Here is a 21727-nt window from a genome sequence, read left to right on the forward strand (position 1 = left end):
CCCGACGCGGTCGGCGGCGGCTCGGATCGTGGCACCGATGAATTCTGTTGGCGCGTGCCGTCTCAATCGGTGATGTCCGTTGCCGAGGAGGACCCGATGCACCCGAATTTCGATCTCGAACCGGCCGCTGCCGCCCTGGAGGCGGTGGTCGGCGCCATCACCGACGATCAGCTGAGCGCGCCGACACCCTGCACCGATACCAGCGTGCGCGACCTGTTCGTCCACGTCATCGGACTCACCGAGGCCTTCCGCCAGGCCGCGACCAAGGAAGCGGTCGGCCGTTCGGTCGCGCCCGCCATCGGCCCGGACGGCGCCCTGCCCGCCGACTGGCGTTCTCGCATTCCGGCCCAACTGAAGGCACTCGTCGAGGCCTGGCGTGATCCGGCGGCCTGGGACGGCGAAACCGAAGCGGGCGGGGTATCCGCCCCGGCGGTCGTCATGGCCACGATCGCGCTGGACGAAATCGTTGTCCACAGTTGGGATCTCGCCCGCGCTACCGATCAGCAACTGACAGTCGACCCGGTGCACCTGACCGTCCTGCTCGAATTCCTCAGGGACACACCACCCGAAGGCACTCCGGGCATGTTCGGCCCTGTCGTCCAACTCCCCGACACCGCCCCGCCCCTGGACCGCATCGTCGGACTCACCGGCCGCGCCCCCTCCTGGCCCCGCTGATCACCTCGCCCCCCCCGGGCCACAACCACCCCGCCCCTCCACCGAATAACTCGCAACACCTTGCCTCGATCAAGATCAGGTGGAATCTGTGGCGGTATCGCCCGAAGGGCCCGCCACCAGTTCCACCTGATCTTGTTCATGGCTTCGTGAAGATGCCTGCTGAGGCGGCTCGGGTGGCGGCCGCGGCGGCGGTGCGGGCGGCTGCGTCGTCGATCGGGTCGCCGCTGGCGAGGAGGCGGTAGTAGAGGGGGGCCGAGACGGCGGTCAGGACGGCGCGGGCGTCGGTGTTTTCGGGGATTTCGCCGCGGGCGATGGCGTCGTCGATGCAGGGGGTCCATTCGGTCAGGCGGATGTCGTAGAAGCGGCGTAGGGCGGCTGCGGCGGTTTCGTCGCAGGTGGCAGCGGCGATGACGGCCTGGAAGAGCTTGCCTTGTCGAGGGTCCGTGAGGGTTTCGGCGACCAGCTGGGCGTTGGCGGTGAGATCGCCGAGTAGGGACCCGGTATCCGCGCGCGGCAGCGATTGTTCGGCCATATCCACGAGCAGGTCGGCGACGAGTCCGGTGGAGTTGCGCCAGCGGCGGTAGGCCGTGGTCTTGCCGACCTCGGCGCGCGCAGCGACCTCGGTCAGATCCAGGTGCGCGAAACCGCGCTCGGCGAGTAGATCACCCGCCGCCTGCAGCACGGCCTCGCGAACGCGCGCGGTGCGTCCACCAGGGCGAACCGAGCCGGGGGTCGCAGTGTCAGCCTCCATAAAGGAACTCCAGTTTCATTTGTAACCCGACAGGTGTATGTTCAGAGCATTAACGGAACTATAGACCCTTTAGGAGTCATCATGGAGTACCGGCGGCTCGGCGCATCAGGTCTGCTCGTCCCGGCGCTGAGTTTCGGCGCGGGCACCTTCGGTGGGCGGGGCGAACTGTTCAGCGCGTGGGGCGATACCGATGCGGAGCAGGCGCGCCGACTGGTCGATATCAGCCTGGATGCGGGCGTCACGATGTTCGATACCGCCGATGTCTATTCCGATGGCGCCTCCGAGGAGGTACTCGGTGCGGCTATCGAGGGCAGGCGTGACCAGCTGCTGCTGTCGACCAAGGCGAGCCTGCCGACCGGTCCCGGTCCGCACGACGCGGGTTCCGGCCGTTCGCGCCTGATCAAGGCGGTCGAGGGGGCGCTGCGCAGGCTCGGCACGGACCACATCGACCTGTTCCAACTGCACGCCTTCGACGCGCACACTCCGGTCGAGGAAGTCCTTGCGGCACTGGACGATCTGGTGCGCGCGGGCAAGATCCGCTACCTCGGCGCCTCCAACTTCGCGGGCTGGCAGCTGATGAAATCCCTTGCCGCGGCGGACCGGCACGGCCTGACCCGGTATGTCGCCCATCAGGTCTACTACTCACTCGTCGGTCGCGACTACGAATGGGAGCTCATGCCGCTCGGCCTGGACCAGGGTGTCGGCGCGGTGGTGTGGAGCCCGCTCGGCTGGGGTCGGCTGACCGGGAGAATCCGCCGCGGCCAACCACTTCCGGAGGGCAGCCGTCTGCATCAGACCGCCGAGGCAGGTCCGCCGGTCGATGACGACAAGCTCTACGACGTGGTCGACGTCCTCGACGAACTCGCCGCGGAGACCGGTAAGACCGTCCCACAGATCGCCCTCAACTGGCTGCTGCGCCGTCCGACGGTGTCGACCGTCATCGTCGGCGCGCGCAATGCCGAGCAGCTGCGCCAGAACCTCGGCGCAGTCGGCTGGGAGCTCGATGCCGAGCAGATCGCGCGCCTCGACAAGGCCGGCGCGACTACCCCGGCGTACCCCTACTACCCGTACTACCGGCTGCCGGACTTTGCGCGCCTGAGTGCTCCTGCGGTGTGAGGGGATCGGCTCAGTACACGTCGCGAACGTAGCGCTTCTCGGCAACCAACTGCTTCCGGAACGCCAGCGCCCCGTCCTCGTCGAGCTTGCCGTGGATCCTGGCAATGGTCAGCAGGGTGTCGTCGACATCCTTGGCCATGCGTGCCGCATCACCGCACACATAGAAGTGCGCGCCGTCGCGCAGCCAGGACCACAGCTCGGCGCCGTGCTCGATCATCCGGTGCTGCACGTAGATCCGCTCGCGCTGGTCGCGGGAGAAGGCCAGATCGAGTCGGGTGAGGAAGCCCGAGCGGAACATATCCTCCAATTCCGCTCGGTAGTAGAAGTTCTGGGCGGCATGCTGATCGCCGAAGAACAACCAGTTGCGGCCGCTGCAGCCGAGGGCACGGCGTTCCTGCAGGAAGCCGCGGAAGGGCGCGATGCCGGTGCCGGGGCCGACCATGATCATCGGTGCGGTCGGATCGAGCGGCGGCCGGAAGTGCGGGGCGCGCTGCAGAAAGATCGGCACCGCGGATTCGGCGGCGTCGGCGCGGTCGGCGAGGAAGGTCGAGCACACCCCACCGCGCCGTGCGGCGGATCCGATGGCGGCGGGGTCGCCGTACCGGACAACACCCACGGTGAGCTGCACCTCGTCGGGACTGACCAGCGGACTCGACGAAATCGAATACTGGCGCGGCTGCAGCTTTTTCAGCGTGCCGAGCCATTCGACGAGATCGGCGCGCACCGGGAACTCGCGCAGCACATCGACCGCCTGCCGGTCCCACAGGTAGTTGTCGAGTTCATTGCGATTGTCGCGGCGCAGCAGTTTCGCCAGGCGGTTGTTGGGATTGCGTTCGGCGATGAAGGTGAGCAGATCGTGGCTGACCTTCGTGATGTCGTAACGGGTCCGCAGCGCCTGGGCCAGCGACAACTCCTGGTCGTCGAATTCGATGATCCGACGGCCGTCCAGCCCGGTCGCAAGGAGCCATTCCGCCACCATCGAATCGGCGTTCGTCGGACAGACCCCGAGCGAATCGCCGACCTCGTAGTTCGCTTTCAGCCCGCGTAGATCGAAGCCGAACTGGCGCACTTCTTTCGGCGATCCGGCATGCGACAGTGGTTCATTGCGCACCAGCGGTGCGGTCACCGGCGCGTTGCGGGTGAACGGTGCGGGGCCCGGGCTCTGGTTTCGGCCGAGCGGCGGTGCGGTGCGCGGCAGCACCATCGTGGCCCCGGAGGACCGCTCGGGCATCCGAGTTCCGCCGGGACCGGAAGGACTCGTCTCGCCAGTACCACCGTCCAGTACGGCGAGCACCTCGTCGAGCCAGCGCGCCGCCGCTTCCTCGTAATCGGGTTCGCTGTCGACACGTGCGAGCAGACGGGTGGCCCCGCGTTCGGTCAGTTTCGCGTCCAGTTTGCGACCGTGGCCGCAGAAGTCGTCATAGGAGGAGTCGCCGAGTGCGAACACCGCGAACCGCATGCCGGTCAATCGGATCACACTGTCGTCCAGGCGTTCCCAGAAGTCGGTGCCGTTATCCGGCGGTCCGCCGTCGCCGAAGGTGCTGCTGATCACCAGTACATCCCCGGTGAGTTCGTGGAGTTCGCACGAGTCCATATCGAGCAGCCGCGGCGCGAAACCGGATTCGGCCAAGCGAGCGGCCGTCGTCGCCGCGAACTCTTCCGCGGTTCCGGTCTGTGAGGCCCACAGCACGGTGATCGGCCGGGTCGGTTCGTCGGGAATATCGTCGGTGGCCGCGGATTCTGTTGCCGCGCTTCGCGAATACATACCGGCCAACAGTCCGTCGATCCACAGCCGACTGTTCTTGGCCAGCGGCGCGGATTCGGGCAGCACCGGCTGACCGGTCACCGGAAGGGATTGCAGTGCCGAGAGATATCCGGCGAGATAGATACGTTCGGTCTCGCTGAGCGTCGGCGCTGTGCCCGCGTCGAGCCCCAGCATCACCGCCAGCGGGTGCGAACCACGGTTCGCGGCGGTTTCCGGCACTCCCACCGAAGGGCTTTCGGCCGCTTTCGGCATCACCGCGACGCGCCGCAACGACACCGCGCACGCCTTGAATTCGGGCTGCAACGAGTCCGGGTCCACCGCGTCATTGGTCACGGCATTGATCGTCAGATATTCGCCCTGCTCGTCATTCCAATGGAACGGCGCGAAGCAATCACCGGGCCGCACCCGGTCGCTGATCTGCACCGGCAGCACCGCTCGACCGCGTCGGGAGGCGATTTCGAGCTGGTCACCCGCCTCGACCCCGAGCCGCTCGGCATCCTCGGGATGCACCTCGACGAACGGCTGGCCGGTCAGTTTGGTCAGCTTGTCGATCTTGCCGGTCTTGGTCATGGTGTGCCACTGATGCTGCAGCCGGCCGGTATTGAGCATGAACGGGTAGTCGTCGTCGGGCATCTCCGCCGGCGCCAGATGCGGGCGCGGCCAGAACACCGCGCGACGACTCGGCGTCGCGAAGGCCAACCGGGGCTGGCGCCCGGCATCGTCGACGAAAAGTTCCTGGCTGACACCGTCATTGCGGTAGCGGATCGGGTTGCGCGCGCTGTCGGGCGCGGCGCACGGCCACTGCATCGGCCCCTCGCGCAACCGCTCATAGCTCATGCCACGCAGGTCGTATCCGGTGGCCGGATTGGCGAACTGCTTGATCTCGTCGAAAACCTCGGCACTGGAGGAGTATTCGAAGCCCGCGAAGCCCATCGCGGTGGCGACCTGCGCGATCAGCAGCCAGTCCGGACGGGCATCGCCGATCGGATCCACCGAGCGCTGCAGCAACGTGACATTGCGCTCCGAATTCACCATCACCGCATCGGCTTCGGCCCAGAGCGTCGCGGGCAGCAGTATGTCGGCGTAGGAGTTGGTGGCCGTATCGGTGTAGGCGTCCTGCACGATGACCAGCTCGGCCGCCTCCAGCCCGCCGATCACGGTCTTCCGATTGGCGACGGTGGCAACGGGATTGGTGCAGATGATCCAGGCCGCCTTGATCTGCCCCTCGGACAGCTCGCGGAACATCTCGATCGTTCCCGGTCCGGACTCGGTGCGCAGCGTGCCCGGCTCGACGCCCCACGCGGTCTCCACGAAGCTGCGGTCGGTGGGGGAGAGCAGGCTGCGCTGCCCGGGCAAACCCGGACCCATATAGCCCATTTCGCGCCCGCCCATGGCATTCGGCTGACCGGTCAGCGAGAACGGCCCGCTGCCGGGACGACAAATAGCCCCGGTGGCCAGGTGCAGGTTGCAGAGCGCGTTGGTATTCCAGGTGCCGTGGGTGGATTGGTTGAGTCCCATGGTCCACAGCGACATCCATGCACTGGCTTCGCCGATCCAGCGCGCTGCTGTCCGGATATCGTCCTCGGCGAGCCCGGTGATCGCGGCGACCTGGTTCGGCGGGTAGTCGGCGAGGAATTCGGGCATCGCCGCCCAGCCCTCGGTGTGCTCGGCGATGAAGTCCGAGTCGATATCACCGTTTTCGACGAGCAGGTGCAGTAGCCCGTTCAGCAGGGCGAGATCGGTACCCGGTGCGATCTGCAGGAACAGATCGGCCCGCGCCGCGGTATCGGTGCGCCGCGGATCCACCACGATCAGCTTGGCCCCCGCCTTGACCCGGTCGATCATGCGCAGATAGAGGATCGGATGGCAGTCGGCCATATTCGCGCCGGTCACGAAGAACAGATCGGCGTGTTCGAAGTCGTCGTAGGAGCCGGGCGGCCCGTCCGCGCCGAGCGACTGCTTGTAGCCGGTTCCGGCGCTGGCCATGCACAGCCGGGAATTGGCCTCGATGTGCTTGGTCCGCAGATACCCCTTGGCCAACTTGGTCGCCAGGTACTGCGCCTCGAGCGACATCTGCCCGGAGACGTACAGCGCGATGGCGTCCGGTCCGTATTCGTCCAGGATCGCCCGCAGCTGGGTGGCCACCTCGTGCACTGCCTCGTCGACAGGCACCGGTACGGGCACCTGACCGCGCTCGGGCCGACGGTATGCGGTCTCCATCCGCCCCGGCGCCGCCATCAACTCCTGGTGGGTCGCGCCCTTGGTGCACAGCCGGCCCGCATTCGTCGGATGCAGTTTGTCACCGCGGACCTTGGCGATGACCGGCGCACCGTTCGCACCCGCGCGGGTCTCGACGACGATGCCGCAGCCGACGCCGCAGTACGAGCACACCGTTCTGGCGGTGCTCGCGCGATCGGTGCCTGCATCGGTCATGCCACCGATCATGCGCACCGCCGATTGCGGCCGATTTACCCAACGTTATCGACAGATGACAATTAACCTCACCACGGCAAATTTCCCCCGTGAGGTGTGGCGTACGCCACGAAAATATGCCGCGACCAGGAGCTCAGTTCAATTCGGCGGTCAGCCCAATTTGTAAGCGCGGTGCAGTGCGACGATCCCGCCGGTCAGATTGCGCCATTTCACCGACGACCAGCCCGCATCGGCGATCCGCAGCGCCAACTGCCGCTGATTCGGCCAGGCCCGGATGGATTCGGCGAGGTAGACGTAGGCATCCGGATTACTGCTCACCGCCACCGCGACCTTCGGCAGCGCCTTCATCAGGTACTCGAGATAGATGGTGCTGAAGATCGGCACGATCGGCGTGGAGAACTCGCAGATCACCATCCGCCCGCCCGGTTTGGTGACCCGCAGCATCTCGCGCAGCGCTGTATCGGTCTCGGAGATATTGCGCAGACCGTAGGAGATGGTCACCGCGTCGAACGAATCGTCGGCGAAGGGCAGTGCGGTCGCATCGGCGGCCACCATCGGCACATTGCGGAATTTGCCGGCGGCGAGCATGCCCTGGGAGAAGTCGGCCGCCAGGCACCAGGCACCGGATTTCGCCAGGTCCAGCGTCGAAATACCGGTGCCCGCGGCGAGGTCGAGCACGCGCTCACCCGGCCGTGGCGCCACTGCCTTGCGCACCGCCCAGCGCCAATATCGGTCCTGTCCCAAGGAGATGACGGTGTTGGTCAGGTCGTACCGCTTCGCGACCCCGTCGAACATCGACGCGACCTCGTGCGGCTGCTTATCCAGCGAAGCCCGAACCGGTTCCCGCTGCTCTGTTTTCGCCACGCCCCCGAACCTACCGCGCGTAACACATGCCGGGCGAGACTCCCGCGCCGAGCTGGCCCAGACAATCCGCATCACCATCGGATGCGCCGGTCTTTTCCATGGTCACACCCCGTAATCGGCTTTCGGAGGTCGTGAAACTCACAAACGATTTACGCGGTGTGCGGCAACTGGGTCCGGATCCCCGTGACGTCGGCGTAGTGGCCCATCAGTTCGGTGCAGATGGCGGGCCAGGTCCGGTGCAGCACCGACTTGCGAGCGGCCGCGGCGAATCGCGCCCGCAGTAGCGGATCACGAAGCGCCGCAACCGCACTGGGTAACAGCTCGGCGAAGCGATCCACCGGCAGCAGGTAGCCGTTGCGGCAGTGCGCGATCAGATCGCGCGGTCCACCCGCGTCCGGCCCGATCACCGGAACCCCGGCGGCCAGGGCTTCTTGCACGCCCTGACAGAACGTCTCGTGTTCACCCGCGTGCACCATCACATCCAGGCTCGCGTAGGCCTGCGCCAGCTCGGCACCACCGAGTTCCCCGGTGAAGATCGCGGTAGGCATCATCCGCGCCAACCGGGCCCGCTCCGGCCCGTCCCCGACGATCACCAGCTGGATCGCCGGATCGCCCGCCAGCACCGCCAGCCGTTCCACATGCTTCTCCGGAGCCAGCCGCCCGACAAACCCCACCAGCAGCTTGTCCTGCCCGCGCAGCCAGGAGGCTCGCAGCTCCGGCAGCTTCGCCGACGGCGTGAACCGGCCGATATCGACACCGCGGCCCCAGCGGTGCACCCGCGGAATACCGTGCCGCCCCAGATCCTCGGCCGCCGCGCGAGACGGTGCCAGCGTCCGTGTCGCGCCCTCGTGAATCCGTCGCGTCCAGGCCCAGGCAGCTCGACTGGCCAGTCCGAGCCCATAACTCTTCGCGAATCCGGCCACATCGGTCTGGTAGATCGCGACCGTCGGCAGGTCCAACCGCATCGCCGCACCGAGACCACCCGCGCCGAGCAGGAAGGGCGAGGCCAGATGCACCACATCGGCATCGAATTCGTCGATCGCGGCGGTGATCCCGGGCTGCGGCAGGCCCACCGGCAGCGAGCTGACCTTCGGCACCATCACCGCTGGTACCAGATGCACCGGGAATCTTTTGTACACCCGTGGCGCGGCGGGCAGCCCGTGTGGCGTATCCGGCGCGATCACCAGCGCCTCGTGCCCGTGCTGGTCCAGGTGGTCCAGCACCCGGAGCACGGAATTGACGACGCCGTTCATATTCGGCAGGAACGACTCCGAAACGATGGCTACTCGCACCATCCCAGGTTGACCCGCGCAACGCGCCACGCCGTCACGTCGAAATGACCGATACGCAAAGATCCGGCGAACTGTCGGGGCCGCTCGCCTCAGGCGGCGCCGGCCGCCGCGCGAGATCCGTTCACCGGGCCAGGCGTACGGCGCTGCGCCCGCAGCAGCAGCCACATCGTGGGTAGCGCGACCGCCCACACCACCAGGATCACCGACAGCGCGGGCTGAATCGCGACCCGCACGTCACGTCCGGCCACCCGGACCAGATCCGGGTCCTTGCGGCTGTACTCCACGTTGATCCGCTCACCGGCGGTCAGGTTGGTCGGGTACAGCACCCCGACCTTGGGATTGTGCGTCTTTCCGTCCGGTGTGACATAGATGACCGCCGAACGCAGCCGCCCGGCCGAGAGCACCTCGGCGGAGGTCACACCCTTGTCGGAGCTGATCAGATAGTCGTTGCGCCAGGCGGCCAGCACCAGCAGCACGACGAGGGCGCTGAGGAAGACGGCCGCCGTCAGTACCCCGATCCTGGCCCGCCGCAGGCGGTTCGAACGCCTTTCAGACTGGCTGGTTTCCGACACCACAACAGGCTACTTGCCGCCTCCGATACCGTTTGCGGCCATGCCCCGAAAATTCAGCTTCACCGTGCCCTACGCCGTCCCGGTCGAAGATCTTCACCGGGCACTCACCACCGATGACGTCTGGCAGTCCCGGTTCGCCGATGCGCAGACCGCCACACTCGATCTCTCGCATCCGCAGGGCACGGACACCATCCGCATACATATGACCGAAAAGGCAAGCGATGACAAGGTTCCCGGCATCGTGAGCAAGGTACTCAAGAGCGAACTGGTGCTCTCGCGCACCGACAACTGGCAGGCTTTGGACGGCGAAATCGCCAAGGGCACCTTCGAGGGCGCCACCGGCGGCATCAGCAGTGAAATGTCGGGCACCTATGAACTGCGCCCGACCGTCGAGGGGTCCGAGATCGAGGTCGTCGGCACCGTGCGGGTCAAGGTGCCGCTGGTCGGCGGTGCCATCGAACCGCTGGCCGAGCAGCTGCATCATCGGGTGCTCGTGAGCGAGCGCAAACATATCGAGAAGTGGGTCGCCGCGCAGGCGAGCGCCTGACCTGTTCCGAACGCCCCGGCGAAAGCCGGGGCGTGCCCGGCTCTTCGGCTAGGCGAAATCCTCCGGGCTGAATTCCTTGGGTTCCACCAGCACCAGCCAGTTGCCGGAGTTGTCCCGGATGATCGCCTCGGTGCCATAGGGCCGCTCGGCGGGCGGCTGGATGAACTCCACGCCCTTGGCGGTCAATTCCTCGAAGGTCTTCTGGCAGTCGTCGGTCTTCAGGCCGAGCGCGCCGTTGGTGCCATTGGCCAGGGCCCGGCGGATGGCGTCGGCGAGATTGTCGTCCAGCGGCGGTCCGGGAATCATCAGGGTGATTTCGAGTTCGGGATGATCGGGATGTGCCACGCTGACCCAGCGGAATCCGTTATCGCCCATGGTCACATCGCTGGTCTCGACGAACCCCAGCTTTTCGGTGTACCACTGCTTGGCCGCGTCCTGGTCGGTGACGTACACGGTGACCAGCGAGACATTGGTAATAGTCATGCACAGAGGCTAGGAAGCGCGTCGACCCGGACGCTTCTCCGAAATTGCTGAGTTGTGCGAACCGCTGAGCACTCAGTCCCGCGGCTTGCGATCCGACAGCCCGTGCATGAACACGTAACAGCCGGGAATCCGCGGCGCGCCATCCGCGAATTTGGCCTGATACTCCGACGGTGTCACCCCGACCAACTGCCGGAACTTACTGCTGAACGACCCGAGACTGCTGTACCCGACCAGCATGCAGACCTCGGTCACGGTGAGGTTGGTGGCCCGCAGATAGTCCTGTGCCCGCTCGATCCGCCGCTCCGCCAGATACGCCGCGGGCGTCACGCCGTATACGGCCGCGAACGCGCGCAGGAAGTGATATTTCGAAACCCCTGCGGCGGCGGCCAATTCGTCCAGATTCAACGGCTCGGCATAGTTGCGGTCCGCGAGATCCCGCGCCCGCCGCAGATGCGGAAGGAGGTAGAGCGCGGGTAATCCGGTCATCTCAGGTGAAGGGTGCGAGTTCGTCGAAGCGGTAGGACGCCCGGCCCGCGGCCCGCCAGGCCCTGGCCGTCAGATCCAGATCCTCGTCGGTGACCAGATTGCCCATCACCCGAACCGCGGTGCGCTGCAGATACTTCGACCGCATCACCGGCGGCCCGCCTATCGGCACCATCCTGGGGTGGGTCGCCAGACCGGCGATCCGCCGCGCCACCGAGAACGTCCGACCGTAGCGGGTACGCAAGAGCTCCGGCCACACCTTCGTGAGATCCGGTTCGTCCAGCAGCTCGGCGAGCATGTGCCCGCCCTCCAGTCCGTAATCGATGCCCTCGCCGTTGAGCGGATTCACACAGCCCGCGGCATCGCCGATCAGCACCCAATTGCGCCCCGCGACATTCGACACCGCCCCGCCCATCGGAAGCAGTGCGGACGCGACCGCCCGCAGCGAGCCCTCGAACTGCCACTCCTCGCGGCGCAACGAGGTGTAGTGCTCCAGCAGCGGTTTCAGCGCGATATGCGAGGGCCGCTGCTCGGTGGCCAGCGAGCCGACGCCGATGTTCACCTCGCCATTGCCCAGCGGGAACACCCAGCCGTAGCCGGGCACCAAGTCGCCGTCGGCATTGCGCAGCTCCAGATGCGAAGTGATCCACTGGTCGTCGCTGCGCGCGGATTTGATGTAGGCGCGGGCCGCGGTGCCATAGGCGTACTGCCGATGCCAGGTTCGGCCGAGCAGTTTGCCGATCGGGGAGCGGACACCGTCGGCTACGACGAGCGTCCTGCATCCGATCGAACGGGTGCCCTCCGCCGTCTTCACCGTCACACCGGTGACGCGGACACCCTCGCGGATGACATCGATCACTTTCGTGCCATCAAGCGTCCTGGCCCCGGACTTCACAGCTGTCTCACGCAGCTTGTCGTCGAGTTCGGTTCGGGGAATGGCACTTCCATACGTTGGGAAGGAACCGCCTGGCCACGGCAGCAGCGCCGCGCGACCGAAACCCGTCAGCCGCAGGCCGTGATTCACGGTGTGCGCGCGCAGCCAGTCGCCGAGTCCGAGGTGCTCCAATTCGGCGGTCGCACGCGGGGTGAGTCCATCGCCGCAGGTCTTGTCACGTGGGAAGACTGCGGAATCGATGAGCAGGACATCGCGACCGGCCCGCGCGGCCCAGGCGGCGGCGGCCGATCCGGCCGGCCCGGCACCGACCACGAGCACTTCGGTCTGTGTGGGAATCGCGCTCTGCGTCTCCCCGTCCCCGCCCGCGGGGGTGACATCCGGTGAACCCATGCGCTCAATACTCGCAGGAGCATTCGGTTCGTGTCGATGGAGCCTGCCCGTGGCGCAGACCATGCGATCGATGAGGTCGGTAAACGATATGGAAAAGTGTCTGATACACCGCATAGTGACGGTGTTCATGGGCCGCGCGGCGGGGACACGCTAGGTTCTCTACCGTGGGGTCGGACGCATCGCTGGGAGAAGAGATGAGCACATCGGCTGTGAGTGATGAGAGCACGGTGGTGGCCGGAGTCGATCTCGGTGATACCGAGCTCGCGGAGACCGTGCGCAATGGCCTCATCGATGTCGAAAAACTCCTGATCGATGAACTGTCCGACGGCGAACTGTTCCTACAGGAGGCGGCGCTGCATCTGGCCAAGGCCGGGGGCAAGCGATTCCGCCCGCTGTTCACCATTCTCACCGGCCAGCTCGGTCCGCGTCCCACCGATCCGGCGCTGATCACGGCGGGCACCGTGGTCGAACTGGTGCACCTGGCGACCCTCTACCACGACGACGTGATGGACGAGGCCCCGATGCGCCGCGGCGCACCGAGCGTGAATTCGCGCTGGGGCAACAGCATCGCCATCCTGGCCGGCGACTATCTCTTCGCGCACGCGTCACGGCTCACCTCGACTTTGGGCCCCGATGCCGTGCGGATCATCGCCGAAACCTTCGCCGAACTGGTCACCGGCCAGATGCGGGAAACCATGGGCGCCCGCGAATCCCAGGATCCGGTCGAGCATTACCTGCGCGTGGTCTGGGAGAAGACCGGCTCGCTGATCGCCGCCGCCGGACGCTTCGGCGGCACCTTCTCCGGCGCCGATGCCGAACACGTCGAGCGGCTGGCCCGGCTCGGCGATGCGGTCGGCACCGCCTTTCAGATCTCCGACGACATCATCGACATCTCCTCGGCTGCCGAACAATCCGGTAAAACGCCGGGCACCGACCTGCGCGAGGGCGTGCACACCCTGCCGGTGCTGTACGCGCTGCGCGACGAGGGCGCCGATGGCGACCGCCTGCGCAAACTGCTGGCCCACCCGCTGCAGACCGACGACGAGGTCGAGGAGGCGCTGTCCCTGCTCGCCCACTCCCGCGGCATGGTGCTGGCCAAGGAGAAGCTGCAAAGCTATGCCGATATCGCGCACGCCGAACTCTCCGCGCTGCCGTCGGGCCCGGCCAACGACGCACTCGAGCGCCTGGTCCGCTACACCATCGAACGCGTCGGCTGATGGTTCGCACCGGCGCGCCGGACTGGATCACATCCGGAACTTTGCACCCGATCTCTATCGTTGATCTGCCGTAAGACACTCGACGGACGGGGGAGTGGGCAAGGAGACGTATGCACGGGCACGGGTATGCGAATGGGCTGAAGACGTTCGGGCTCATGGTCGGCCTCTCGGCCTTGATCGTGTTCGCCGGGGCGATGTTCCGCAGCCCGATGATTCTGTTCCTGGCGGTCCTGCTCGCCGTAGGCATGAATGCCTATGCCTATTTCTACAGCGACAAGATCGCGCTCAAGGCGATGCACGCGCAGCCGGTCAGTGAGCTGGAGGCCCCGGTCATCTATCGCATCGTGCGCGAGCTCGCGACCACGGCGCGTCAGCCGATGCCGCGGCTCTATATCAGCCCGACCAACGCCCCCAACGCCTTCGCGACCGGACGCAATCCGCGCCACGCCGCCGTCTGCTGTACCAGCGGCATCCTGCAGATCCTCGACGAGCGCGAACTACGCGCGGTACTGGGCCACGAGCTATCGCACGTCTACAACCGCGACATCCTGATCTCCTCGATCGCGGGCGCACTTGCCGCGGTCATCTCCGGCCTGGCCAACCTGGCCTTCTTCGCCTCGATGTTCGGCGGTAACCGCAATGGCGAGGGCCCCAATATCCTCGGCGTGATCCTGGTGGCACTGCTCGGCCCGATCGCCGCGACCCTGGTCAAATTGGCGGTCTCCCGCTCCCGCGAATATCAGGCCGACCAATCCGGCGCCGAGCTGACCGGCGACCCGCTCGCCCTGGCCTCGGCGCTGCGCAAGCTGGAGCGTGGCGTACAGGCCGCCCCGCTGCCCCCTGAGCCGCAGCTGACTGCCCAGTCGCACTTGATGATCGCCAACCCGTTCCGGGCCGGTGAGCGTGCGGCACGCCTGTTCTCCACCCACCCCCCGATGGCCGAGCGCATCGCCCGGCTCGAGGAAATGGCGGGCGGGCCCCGCAACTACTGATCGGCGGACCCGACGCGTTCAATCGTGTTCGGTCGCGAGTTCCTGTTCGTACGCCCGTAGCGTGTCGACGAACATCCGCCGCTGCTCGGCATCCAACGGCTCGAGCACCTTCCGCCAGGCCCGCGCACTGCCACCGAGCCAGGCATTGACCGACTTCTCGTGCGCCGCCGCGATGGCGACGATGGTCCGACGGCGATCCGCCGCATCCGAGCGGCGTTCCAGCACCCCCTGACGGCTCAGATCGCCCACCATCAGACTGACGGTCGTCGGTGCGACTTCCAGCCGTGCGGCCAGCTCGTTCACTGTCATCGGCCCCTCGAACACCAGATTCGCCAGCAGTGACAGATGCCGCGGAGCAAGCGAAAACGATTGCAGCTCTTCGGGAACGCGCATCTTCTTGGCCCGCCCCACCACCCGCGGCATGAGCAGCAGCAGACTCCGAATGCCCTCGTCCACCTCGATGCCACGCGCACCCGTCGGCAACCCGCACACCTCCAAATAACCTTTATCTACAAAGTAATTTCGCTTGCAAAGCAAAATCTAATCTCGCTGGCAAGGCTAATACCGGCGGTCGCCGGTCCGCCCGGCGATCCGGAAGGACGCGGGACATGACAGATACACAGCCGACTTCGGCGGACAACTCGGAGAGCTCGACGACTCGAGTGAAATCCCAAGCCTGCCAAAGGATCTGCGCAACCACTCTGTGGTGCTCTACATGAGCATCACATCAATGAGGAGACGGTGTCTTTCCGGCGCTGGTCCGCCAGCATCCCGAATTGGCTCCGGTGGTCGAGCGGTTGCGGCGAGAGCACGGTGTGGTCGCCGCGGCACTCGCCGAATTGCAACAGTTGCCGAACAGTGCCGACGCGGCCCAGGTGCGCACCGAATTTCGACCGTCTCGCCAATGAATTGGAAACCCATTTCAGATACGAAGAGGACGAACTCGTGGCAACCCTGAATGCGACCGACCCGGCCGCACTTCGACAGCGGTAAATGCCCGCGGAAATGAGAAACCCCCGCCGATCATGATGATCGGCGGGGGTTTTCGGTGGCAGGTGTAGGATTCGAACCTACGTAGGCTTTCACCGACAGATTTACAGTCTGCTCCCATTGGCCGCTCGGGCAACCTGCCGTCGCGCTTCTCGACGCGCAGAGCAGCTTACAACGAACCTGCACCCTGAATGCAAACCGGCTGGCCATCGGCCATGCGACGGGACTACGGTCGCGCTCCGGGGTAGAACTGACGGTGACCGGATCATCTGGTCGCCGGCGACTGCTTGCAGGTCGCTCGAAAGGGTCAGCTGGGACCCGTTGGACCGCCAGGACAGGAGCGAAGTGTGGCCGATTCGTCTTTCGATGTTGTCAGCAAGGTCGACCGTCAGGAGGTCGACAACGCGCTGCATCAGGCGGAGAAGGAGCTGAACACCCGCTACGACTTCCGTGGCACCGGCGCGAGTATCGAATGGTCCGGTGAGGACAAGATCGTGCTCAGTGCCGAGGCCGAAGAGCGGGTCAAGGCGGCGCTCGACGTATTCAAGGAAAAGCTGATTCGCCGCGATATCTCGCTCAAGGCCTTCGATGCCGGCGAGCCCGCGGCCTCCGGCAAGACCTACAAAATCACCGGCACGCTGGTGCAGGGCATCGACGCCGAGCATGCGAAGAAAATTTCCAAGAAGATCCGCGACGAGGGGCCCAAGGGCATCAAGGCGCAGATCCAGGGTGACGAACTACGCGTCTCCAGTAAGAAGCGCGACGATCTGCAGGCGGTGATCGCATTGTTGAAGGGTGAGGACTTCGGCATCGCGCTGCAGTTCGTCAATTATCGGTAGGCGGCGTCGTCGCGGCCGCCGCGTGTGGCCGCAAAAGCCGCTCTGACCACCCGGTTTGGAGGTGCGACCGGTGAGTGTGTAACCTCGTTCAAGACTTCGCCGCGCCGGAGTCCTGAACGTTGGTCACGGTGCGGAGCTAGTCATGCCCCCTTAGCTCAGTCGGCAGAGCGTTTCCATGGTAAGGAAAAGGTCAACGGTTCGATTCCGTTAGGGGGCTCGCCGGATTGCCGGTGGTGACCGACTCGGCATCTCCAAGGTTGGGCGCGGCATCACCGAGCAATGCGACCCCGTGGCGGTGTAGCTCAGTCGGTAGAGCAAACGACTCATAATCGTTGTGTCGCCGGTTCAAGTCCGGCCATCGCTACCAAAGACCGATCAGACCATCTGGTTGACCCGAAAGAAGGAATATCGTGGCCGCGAAGTCCACCGATGTCCGGCCAAAGATCACCTTGGCCTGCGAGCAGTGCAAGCACCGCAACTACATCACCAAGAAGAACCGGCGCAACGACCCGGATCGGCTGGAGCTGAAGAAGTTCTGCCCGAACTGTGGTACCCACCGGGCGCACCGCGAATCCCGCTAGTCCACCACGCGTGCCGCTGCCGCGTTGATTGGCTTCCGGGTTCGTCCCGGATTCTCGGGTCGTGACACTTGCGAGGGCCGGACATATGTCCGGCCCTGACGTGTTTTCCGACTCGAGTGCGGTGGTTGAACGCTCCGTCGACTCCGGGGCTCGGGGTCAGATAGGTACAGTCCTCCCGTGACAATCAACACCGGTACAGACGAAGCGGTCGCAGCGGACGAAGAACTCGACCCCGCGGCGCACGCCGCGGCGATGGTCGGTCATCACTACCGCGTCGACGACTACTACGAGGTCGGCCGCGAGAAGGTGCGTGAATACGCCCGCGCCGTGCAGGATTACCACCCGGTGCACTGGGATGAGGACGCCGCGCAGGAGTACGGCTACGACAGCCTGCTCGCCCCGGTCACCTTCATCTCCCTGGTCGGAATTCTGGCTCAGCGCAAACTCTTCGAGCAGATCGTCACGGGCTACGACCTGAGCCAGATCATGCAGACCGATCAGATCCTGGAATTCCGCCGGCCGATCAAGGTCGGCGACCAGCTGGTCTGCGATGTCTACCTGCACTCGTTCCGGCAGGCCTTCGGCGGCGACATCATCGTCACCAAGAACATCGTCACCGCGCAGGACGAGGTGGTGCTCACCACCTACACCACGCTGATCGGCCGCAGCGGCGGCGATATCGATCCGAACCTGCAGGGCGCGGTCCGCAATGTGCTCATGCACGGCATCGGCGAGGACGCACCGAGCCACCATCCGCGCACCGGGGCGGCCACCGATGCACTCGCGGCGCCCGCGCCCGTGGTGCCCGCGATCGTGCCGAGCAAGCACGCGATCAAATTCGAGGACGTCGCTGTCGGCGCCGAGCTGCCCCCGCGCACCGTCCGGCTGACCCGCGGCGATCTGGTGAACTACGCGGGCGTCTCCGGCGACGCGAATCCGATCCACTGGAGTGACGAGGTCGTCAAGCTGGTCGGCCTGGACAACGTGGTCGCGCACGGCATGCTCACCATGGGCCTCGGCGGCGGTTTCGTCAGCTCCTGGCTCGGCGATCCCGGCGCGGTCAAGGAGTACAACGTCCGCTTCACCAGCCCGGTCTACGTGGGCTCCGAGGAGCCTGCGGAGGTCGAGTTCACGGGTAAGGTGAAGTCGGTGGATCCGGAGACCCGGACCGCGGTCGTCGCCATCGTGGCGAAGTCGGCGGGCAAGAAGATCTTCGGACGCGCCACCGCGACGGTCCAACTGGCCTGACCTGGTCGAGCGACCCTGATTGGCAAATGCCGCAGGCGGTAACGTACACTCAGATTTCTGGGGTCACCAGCCGCTGCGCGCTGCTCTGCAAGGGCTGGTTCCAGGTGAGTCCGCAAGGATTCGCCGACGGGGCCGGCAACTGCCGGAGTGGCGCGCGTGTTGTGTGACACCAGGTGGAAGAACGACAACTGAACACAGAACAGTGGTTGGACAGCTGGATCGTCCAACCGAAGGGGCGTAGCTCAACTGGCAGAGCAGCGGTCTCCAAAACCGCAGGTTGCAGGTTCAAGTCCTGTCGCCCCTGCCCTGGATGCCAGCGACGAAAGGATCGACGTGAGCGAGCGTAGCGAGCGAGCCATTGGCACAGCGCGCATCGCGCACGGCGGCGCCGAGCGTAGCGAGGCGACGGCGTGAGCGACGAGCGGGATAATCGCCACGGCGCGCATGCCGAGGACGACGACACCGCCGCGGTGGCTCGGCCGAGCGGTAAGCGGTCCGCGCGGCGCAGTCGCAATGCCGATTCGGGCTCGGTCGCCACGATCGATCGGCCCACATCGGGCAAGGCAGCCAAGAAGACCGATCGGGCCGAACGCAAGAAGACGGGTAACCCGTTCAAGCGTTTGATCAAGTTCCTGCGCGAAGTAGTCGCGGAACTGCGCAAGGTGATCTGGCCCAACCGGAAGCAGATGGTCACCTATACGAGCGTTGTTCTGGTGTTCGTGATTTTCATGGTCGCGTTCATCAGCGGGTTGGATCTGGCGTTCATCAAGGGTGTCAACTGGCTGTTCGGCTAGCTGATCGCCGCCGACGCCGGTAGCCGACCCCGAGCCGGCGCGTTACAGCGCGCCAGGCCCGGTACGCAAAGGATGTACGTGACGACACAGGAAGCGAGTGCCCCAGTGAGCACCCCGGAGAACGACACAACCGACGAGTTCCCGGTCGACGAAGCGGTGCAGACCGTCGAGGAGTCCGCGGGCGTCGAGGAAGCTGTTGTCGACGAATCCGACGCCGCTGACGCCGAAGTTGTCGAGGCCGCTCCTGTCGATGCCGAACCCGCCGATCCGGTTGCCGAGATGAAGGCCGCGCTGCGGCGCGCCCCCGGCGATTGGTACGTAATCCACTCGTACGCCGGTTACGAGAACAAGGTGAAGGCCAACCTCGAGACCCGCGTGCAGAACCTGGACCTCGAGGATTACATCTTCCAGGTCGAGGTGCCGACCGAAGAGGTCACCGAGATCAAGAACGGTCAGCGCAAGCACGTCAACCGCAAGGTGCTGCCCGGTTACATCCTGGTCCGGATGGAACTCAACGACGAGTCGTGGGGCGCGGTGCGCAACACCCCCGGTGTGACCGGTTTCGTCGGCGCCACCTCGCGGCCGTCGCCGCTTTCCATCGACGACGTGGTGAAGTTCCTGGTCCCGGCCGCGCAGCAGCAGAAGAAGCCCGCTGCCGAGGCCGCCGCCGCGGCTTCGACCGCCACCGATATCGCGCCCAAGCCGGTCATCGAGGTCGACTTCGAGGTCGGCGAGTCGGTGACCGTGATGGACGGCCCGTTCGCGACGCTGCCCGCCAGCATTTCCGAGGTCAATGCCGAGCAGCAGAAGCTCAAGGTGCTCGTGTCGATCTTCGGTCGCGAGACTCCGGTCGAGCTGGCGTTCACTCAGGTCGCGAAGATCTAGGACCCCCGAATCTTGCAAAGAGCAAGGACACAAAAACCCTAGGAAAGAAAGATGCCCCCCAAGAAGAAGAAGCTCGCCGGGATCATCAAGCTTCAGATCCAGGCCGGCCAGGCGAACCCGGCCCCTCCGGTCGGCCCCGCGCTCGGTCAGCACGGCGTCAACATCATGGAGTTCTGCAAGGCGTACAACGCCGCGACCGAGTCGCAGCGTGGCAACGTCATTCCGGTCGAGATCTCGGTGTACGAGGACCGGACCTTCGACTTCAAGCTGAAGACCCCGCCCGCCGCCAAGCTGCTGCTCAAGGCCGCCGGTGTGCAGAAGGGCTCGGCCGAGCCGCACAAGACCAAGGTCGCGAAGGTCACCATGGACCAGGTCCGGGAGATCGCCAAGACCAAGCAGGAAGATCTGAACGCCAAGGACATCGACCAGGCGGCCAAGATCATCGCGGGTACCGCGCGTTCGATGGGTATCACCGTCGAGGCGTGAGTTCGCACTCGCAATCCCGGTGGGAGGGTCGGCCAGACCCGATAACCACTTCTGAACCACATTAAGGACAGAAAATCATGGCAAAACGAAGCAAGGCGTATCTCGCCGCGGCCGAGAAGGTCGATCGCACTCAGCTCTACTCCCCGCTGGCCGCCGCGCGACTGGCGAAGGAGACCGCAACCACCAAGACCGACGCGACCGTCGAGGTCGCCGTTCGTCTCGGTGTGGATCCCCGCAAGGCCGACCAGATGGTTCGCGGCACGGTCAACCTGCCGCACGGCACCGGTAAGACCGCCCGCGTCATCGTGTTCGCGGCCGGTGAGAAGGCCGCCGAGGCCGAGTCCGCCGGTGCGGACGCCGTCGGCGCCGAGGATCTGATCGAGCGGATCCAGGGCGGCTGGCTGGACTTCGACGCCGCGATCGCCACCCCGGACCAGATGGCCAAGGTCGGCCGGATCGCGCGTGTCCTCGGCCCGCGCGGCCTGATGCCGAACCCGAAGACGGGCACGGTCACCAACGATGTGACCAAGGCCGTCAACGACATCAAGGGCGGCAAGATCAACTTCCGCGTCGACAAGCAGGCCAACCTGCACTTCGTCATCGGCAAGGCGTCCTTCGACGATGCCAAGCTGGTGGAGAACTACGGTGCCGCGCTGGACGAAATCCTGCGTGCCAAGCCGTCGACCGCCAAGGGCCGCTACGTCAAGAAGGTGACGGTCTCGACGAACACCGGACCGGGCATCCCGGTGGACCCGAACCGCACCCGCAACCTCCTCGACGAGGATGCGTAAGTAGCACCCCAGCACACAAGGGCGGGAACGCGAATCGCGTTCCCGCCCTTTGCTTTGTCGCCGGACTAATTCGCGTGCGGCGATCGTTGCCACTGAGGTGACCGCTGTTCTGCTCATCTCCGGAAGTACGCGCAGTGCTTCGACGAATACCGCCGCATTGCGCACCGTTGCGGCGATCGCCCCGGAGGGGGTCGAAACCTTCTGGTACGACGGCCTATCCGAACTCCCCGCCTTCAGTCCGGATGACGACGGGACCGGACATCCCTCGGTTGTCGCACTGCACGAACATATGTCCCGCGCTGACGCGGTCCTGCTCTGCACCCCGGAGTACGCGGGCACGCTGCCCGGCAGTTTCAAGAACCTGCTCGATTGGACCGTCGGCGCCGCCGACCTCTACGAAAAGCCGACCGCCTTCCTCAATGTCGCCGCGCAGGGGCGTGGCGAAGGTGCGGCCGCGAGCCTGACAACGGTGCTCGGCTATGTCGGCGCGATCGTCGATCCGGCGACCTGCGCTCGCCTTCCCGTCGCACGCGATGCCGTCGATGCGAACGGCCTGGTCACCACCCCAGAATTCCGAACGGGGGCGCTGGCAGCCCTCGACCTCCTGGTCCGGCAGGCCGCGCGCGTCTGACCTCGTC

Annotated in this window: 23 protein-coding genes and 4 tRNA genes; 17 read left to right on the forward strand and 10 right to left on the reverse strand. The window is 65.8% G+C overall.

Annotation, left to right across the window (positions count from 1 at the left end):
- Positions 1-96 precede the first annotated feature (96 nt).
- Positions 97-675: a TIGR03086 family metal-binding protein gene (locus ACQPZ2_RS05805; protein WP_433524632.1), complete on the forward strand. Its 579-nt coding sequence runs from the start codon at positions 97-99 to the stop codon at positions 673-675.
- Between the two features lie 136 nt (positions 676-811).
- Here the strand turns inward: ACQPZ2_RS05805 and ACQPZ2_RS05810 are convergent, their stop codons facing one another.
- Positions 812-1426 carry a TetR/AcrR family transcriptional regulator C-terminal ligand-binding domain-containing protein gene (locus ACQPZ2_RS05810; RefSeq protein WP_433524633.1) on the reverse strand — a complete coding sequence of 205 codons (615 nt, stop codon included), beginning with the start codon at positions 1424-1426 and terminating at the stop codon, positions 812-814.
- An 81-nt stretch (positions 1427-1507) separates the two neighbouring features.
- Here ACQPZ2_RS05810 and ACQPZ2_RS05815 point away from each other — a divergent pair, with 81 nt between their 5' ends.
- The gene (locus ACQPZ2_RS05815; RefSeq protein WP_433524634.1) at positions 1508-2542 is read left to right on the forward strand and encodes an aldo/keto reductase; all 1035 of its coding nucleotides are present in this window, start codon (positions 1508-1510) and stop codon (positions 2540-2542) included.
- A 10-nt stretch (positions 2543-2552) separates the two neighbouring features.
- Here ACQPZ2_RS05815 and ACQPZ2_RS05820 read toward each other — a convergent pair whose 3' ends face one another.
- The 4 genes from ACQPZ2_RS05820 to ACQPZ2_RS05835 form a co-directional block, all read right to left on the reverse strand.
- Positions 2553-6740 (reverse strand): molybdopterin-dependent oxidoreductase, encoded by a 4188-nt coding sequence (locus ACQPZ2_RS05820; protein WP_433524635.1) that lies wholly within the window; start codon positions 6738-6740, stop codon positions 2553-2555.
- A 150-nt stretch (positions 6741-6890) separates the two neighbouring features.
- Positions 6891-7604 (reverse strand): demethylmenaquinone methyltransferase, encoded by a 714-nt coding sequence (locus ACQPZ2_RS05825; RefSeq protein WP_433524636.1) that lies wholly within the window; start codon positions 7602-7604, stop codon positions 6891-6893.
- A 149-nt stretch (positions 7605-7753) separates the two neighbouring features.
- Positions 7754-8896, reverse strand: coding sequence for a glycosyltransferase family 4 protein (locus tag ACQPZ2_RS05830; RefSeq protein ID WP_433524637.1), 1143 nt, complete (start codon positions 8894-8896; stop codon positions 7754-7756).
- Positions 8897-8985: 89 nt separating this feature from the next.
- Positions 8986-9468 (reverse strand): DUF3592 domain-containing protein, encoded by a 483-nt coding sequence (locus ACQPZ2_RS05835; RefSeq protein WP_063045442.1) that lies wholly within the window; start codon positions 9466-9468, stop codon positions 8986-8988.
- A 40-nt stretch (positions 9469-9508) separates the two neighbouring features.
- Between ACQPZ2_RS05835 and ACQPZ2_RS05840 the strand changes: the two genes are divergently transcribed.
- Complete coding sequence (locus ACQPZ2_RS05840) at positions 9509-10015, forward strand: DUF2505 domain-containing protein (RefSeq protein ID WP_433524638.1); 507 nt, start codon at positions 9509-9511, stop codon at positions 10013-10015.
- 48 nt (positions 10016-10063) lie between these two features.
- Here the strand turns inward: ACQPZ2_RS05840 and ACQPZ2_RS05845 are convergent, their stop codons facing one another.
- From ACQPZ2_RS05845 to ACQPZ2_RS05855, 3 genes are all read right to left on the reverse strand, one after another.
- The gene (locus tag ACQPZ2_RS05845; RefSeq protein ID WP_063045424.1) at positions 10064-10498 is read right to left on the reverse strand and encodes a VOC family protein; all 435 of its coding nucleotides are present in this window, start codon (positions 10496-10498) and stop codon (positions 10064-10066) included.
- Positions 10499-10570: 72 nt separating this feature from the next.
- Positions 10571-10984 (reverse strand): helix-turn-helix transcriptional regulator, encoded by a 414-nt coding sequence (locus ACQPZ2_RS05850; RefSeq protein WP_040696108.1) that lies wholly within the window; start codon positions 10982-10984, stop codon positions 10571-10573.
- 1 nt (position 10985) lies between these two features.
- Positions 10986-12266, reverse strand: a complete 1281-nt coding sequence (locus ACQPZ2_RS05855) for a geranylgeranyl reductase family protein (protein WP_433524639.1) — start codon at positions 12264-12266, stop codon at positions 10986-10988.
- Positions 12267-12460: 194 nt separating this feature from the next.
- Here ACQPZ2_RS05855 and ACQPZ2_RS05860 point away from each other — a divergent pair, with 194 nt between their 5' ends.
- Positions 12461-13483 carry a polyprenyl synthetase family protein gene (locus ACQPZ2_RS05860; RefSeq protein ID WP_040696101.1) on the forward strand — a complete coding sequence of 341 codons (1023 nt, stop codon included), beginning with the start codon at positions 12461-12463 and terminating at the stop codon, positions 13481-13483.
- 110 nt (positions 13484-13593) lie between these two features.
- Positions 13594-14475: a zinc metalloprotease HtpX gene (htpX, locus tag ACQPZ2_RS05865; RefSeq protein WP_063045447.1), complete on the forward strand. Its 882-nt coding sequence runs from the start codon at positions 13594-13596 to the stop codon at positions 14473-14475.
- Positions 14476-14493: 18 nt separating this feature from the next.
- On the opposite strand, the gene ACQPZ2_RS05870 is transcribed toward htpX, so the two are convergent.
- On the reverse strand, positions 14494-14958 hold the full coding sequence (locus ACQPZ2_RS05870) for a MarR family transcriptional regulator (RefSeq protein ID WP_433524640.1): 465 nt from the start codon (positions 14956-14958) through the stop codon (positions 14494-14496).
- A 272-nt stretch (positions 14959-15230) separates the two neighbouring features.
- Between ACQPZ2_RS05870 and ACQPZ2_RS05875 the strand changes: the two genes are divergently transcribed.
- Positions 15231-15383 (forward strand): hypothetical protein, encoded by a 153-nt coding sequence (locus ACQPZ2_RS05875; RefSeq protein ID WP_433527333.1) that lies wholly within the window; start codon positions 15231-15233, stop codon positions 15381-15383.
- Positions 15384-15524: 141 nt separating this feature from the next.
- On the opposite strand, the gene ACQPZ2_RS05880 is transcribed toward ACQPZ2_RS05875, so the two are convergent.
- A tRNA-Tyr gene (locus ACQPZ2_RS05880) sits at positions 15525-15607 on the reverse strand.
- A gap of 205 nt (positions 15608-15812) precedes the next feature.
- Here ACQPZ2_RS05880 and ACQPZ2_RS05885 point away from each other — a divergent pair.
- The 11 genes from ACQPZ2_RS05885 (at position 15813) to ACQPZ2_RS05935 (ending at position 21720) form a co-directional block, all read left to right on the forward strand.
- The gene (locus ACQPZ2_RS05885) at positions 15813-16304 is read left to right on the forward strand and encodes a YajQ family cyclic di-GMP-binding protein (protein ID WP_433524641.1); all 492 of its coding nucleotides are present in this window, start codon (positions 15813-15815) and stop codon (positions 16302-16304) included.
- Between the two features lie 144 nt (positions 16305-16448).
- Positions 16449-16521: transfer RNA gene (locus tag ACQPZ2_RS05890), tRNA-Thr, on the forward strand.
- Between the two features lie 74 nt (positions 16522-16595).
- Positions 16596-16671: transfer RNA gene (locus ACQPZ2_RS05895), tRNA-Met, on the forward strand.
- A 43-nt stretch (positions 16672-16714) separates the two neighbouring features.
- Positions 16715-16885: a 50S ribosomal protein L33 gene (gene rpmG / locus ACQPZ2_RS05900; protein ID WP_011211653.1), complete on the forward strand. Its 171-nt coding sequence runs from the start codon at positions 16715-16717 to the stop codon at positions 16883-16885.
- Between the two features lie 183 nt (positions 16886-17068).
- The gene (locus ACQPZ2_RS05905; RefSeq protein WP_433527334.1) at positions 17069-18133 is read left to right on the forward strand and encodes a fused (3R)-hydroxyacyl-ACP dehydratase subunits HadA/HadB; all 1065 of its coding nucleotides are present in this window, start codon (positions 17069-17071) and stop codon (positions 18131-18133) included.
- Between the two features lie 231 nt (positions 18134-18364).
- A tRNA-Trp gene (locus ACQPZ2_RS05910) sits at positions 18365-18437 on the forward strand.
- A 106-nt stretch (positions 18438-18543) separates the two neighbouring features.
- A complete protein-coding gene (secE, locus tag ACQPZ2_RS05915) occupies positions 18544-18927 on the forward strand; it encodes a preprotein translocase subunit SecE (RefSeq protein WP_040696019.1) in 384 nt (127 codons plus the stop codon).
- A 105-nt stretch (positions 18928-19032) separates the two neighbouring features.
- Positions 19033-19812 carry a transcription termination/antitermination protein NusG gene (gene nusG / locus ACQPZ2_RS05920; protein WP_063045469.1) on the forward strand — a complete coding sequence of 260 codons (780 nt, stop codon included), beginning with the start codon at positions 19033-19035 and terminating at the stop codon, positions 19810-19812.
- Between the two features lie 51 nt (positions 19813-19863).
- Positions 19864-20298, forward strand: coding sequence for a 50S ribosomal protein L11 (rplK, locus tag ACQPZ2_RS05925; protein WP_040696015.1), 435 nt, complete (start codon positions 19864-19866; stop codon positions 20296-20298).
- Positions 20299-20375: 77 nt separating this feature from the next.
- Entirely contained in the window at positions 20376-21089 is a 714-nt protein-coding gene (gene rplA / locus ACQPZ2_RS05930) for a 50S ribosomal protein L1 (protein ID WP_063045450.1), read from the forward strand.
- Between the two features lie 97 nt (positions 21090-21186).
- A complete protein-coding gene (locus ACQPZ2_RS05935) occupies positions 21187-21720 on the forward strand; it encodes an NADPH-dependent FMN reductase (RefSeq protein ID WP_433524642.1) in 534 nt (177 codons plus the stop codon).
- Positions 21721-21727: the final 7 nt, after the last annotated feature.

This window comes from Nocardia pseudovaccinii, assembly GCF_050942345.1.
In the GTDB taxonomy this organism is placed as follows: Bacteria; Actinomycetota; Actinomycetes; order Mycobacteriales; family Mycobacteriaceae; genus Nocardia; species Nocardia pseudovaccinii.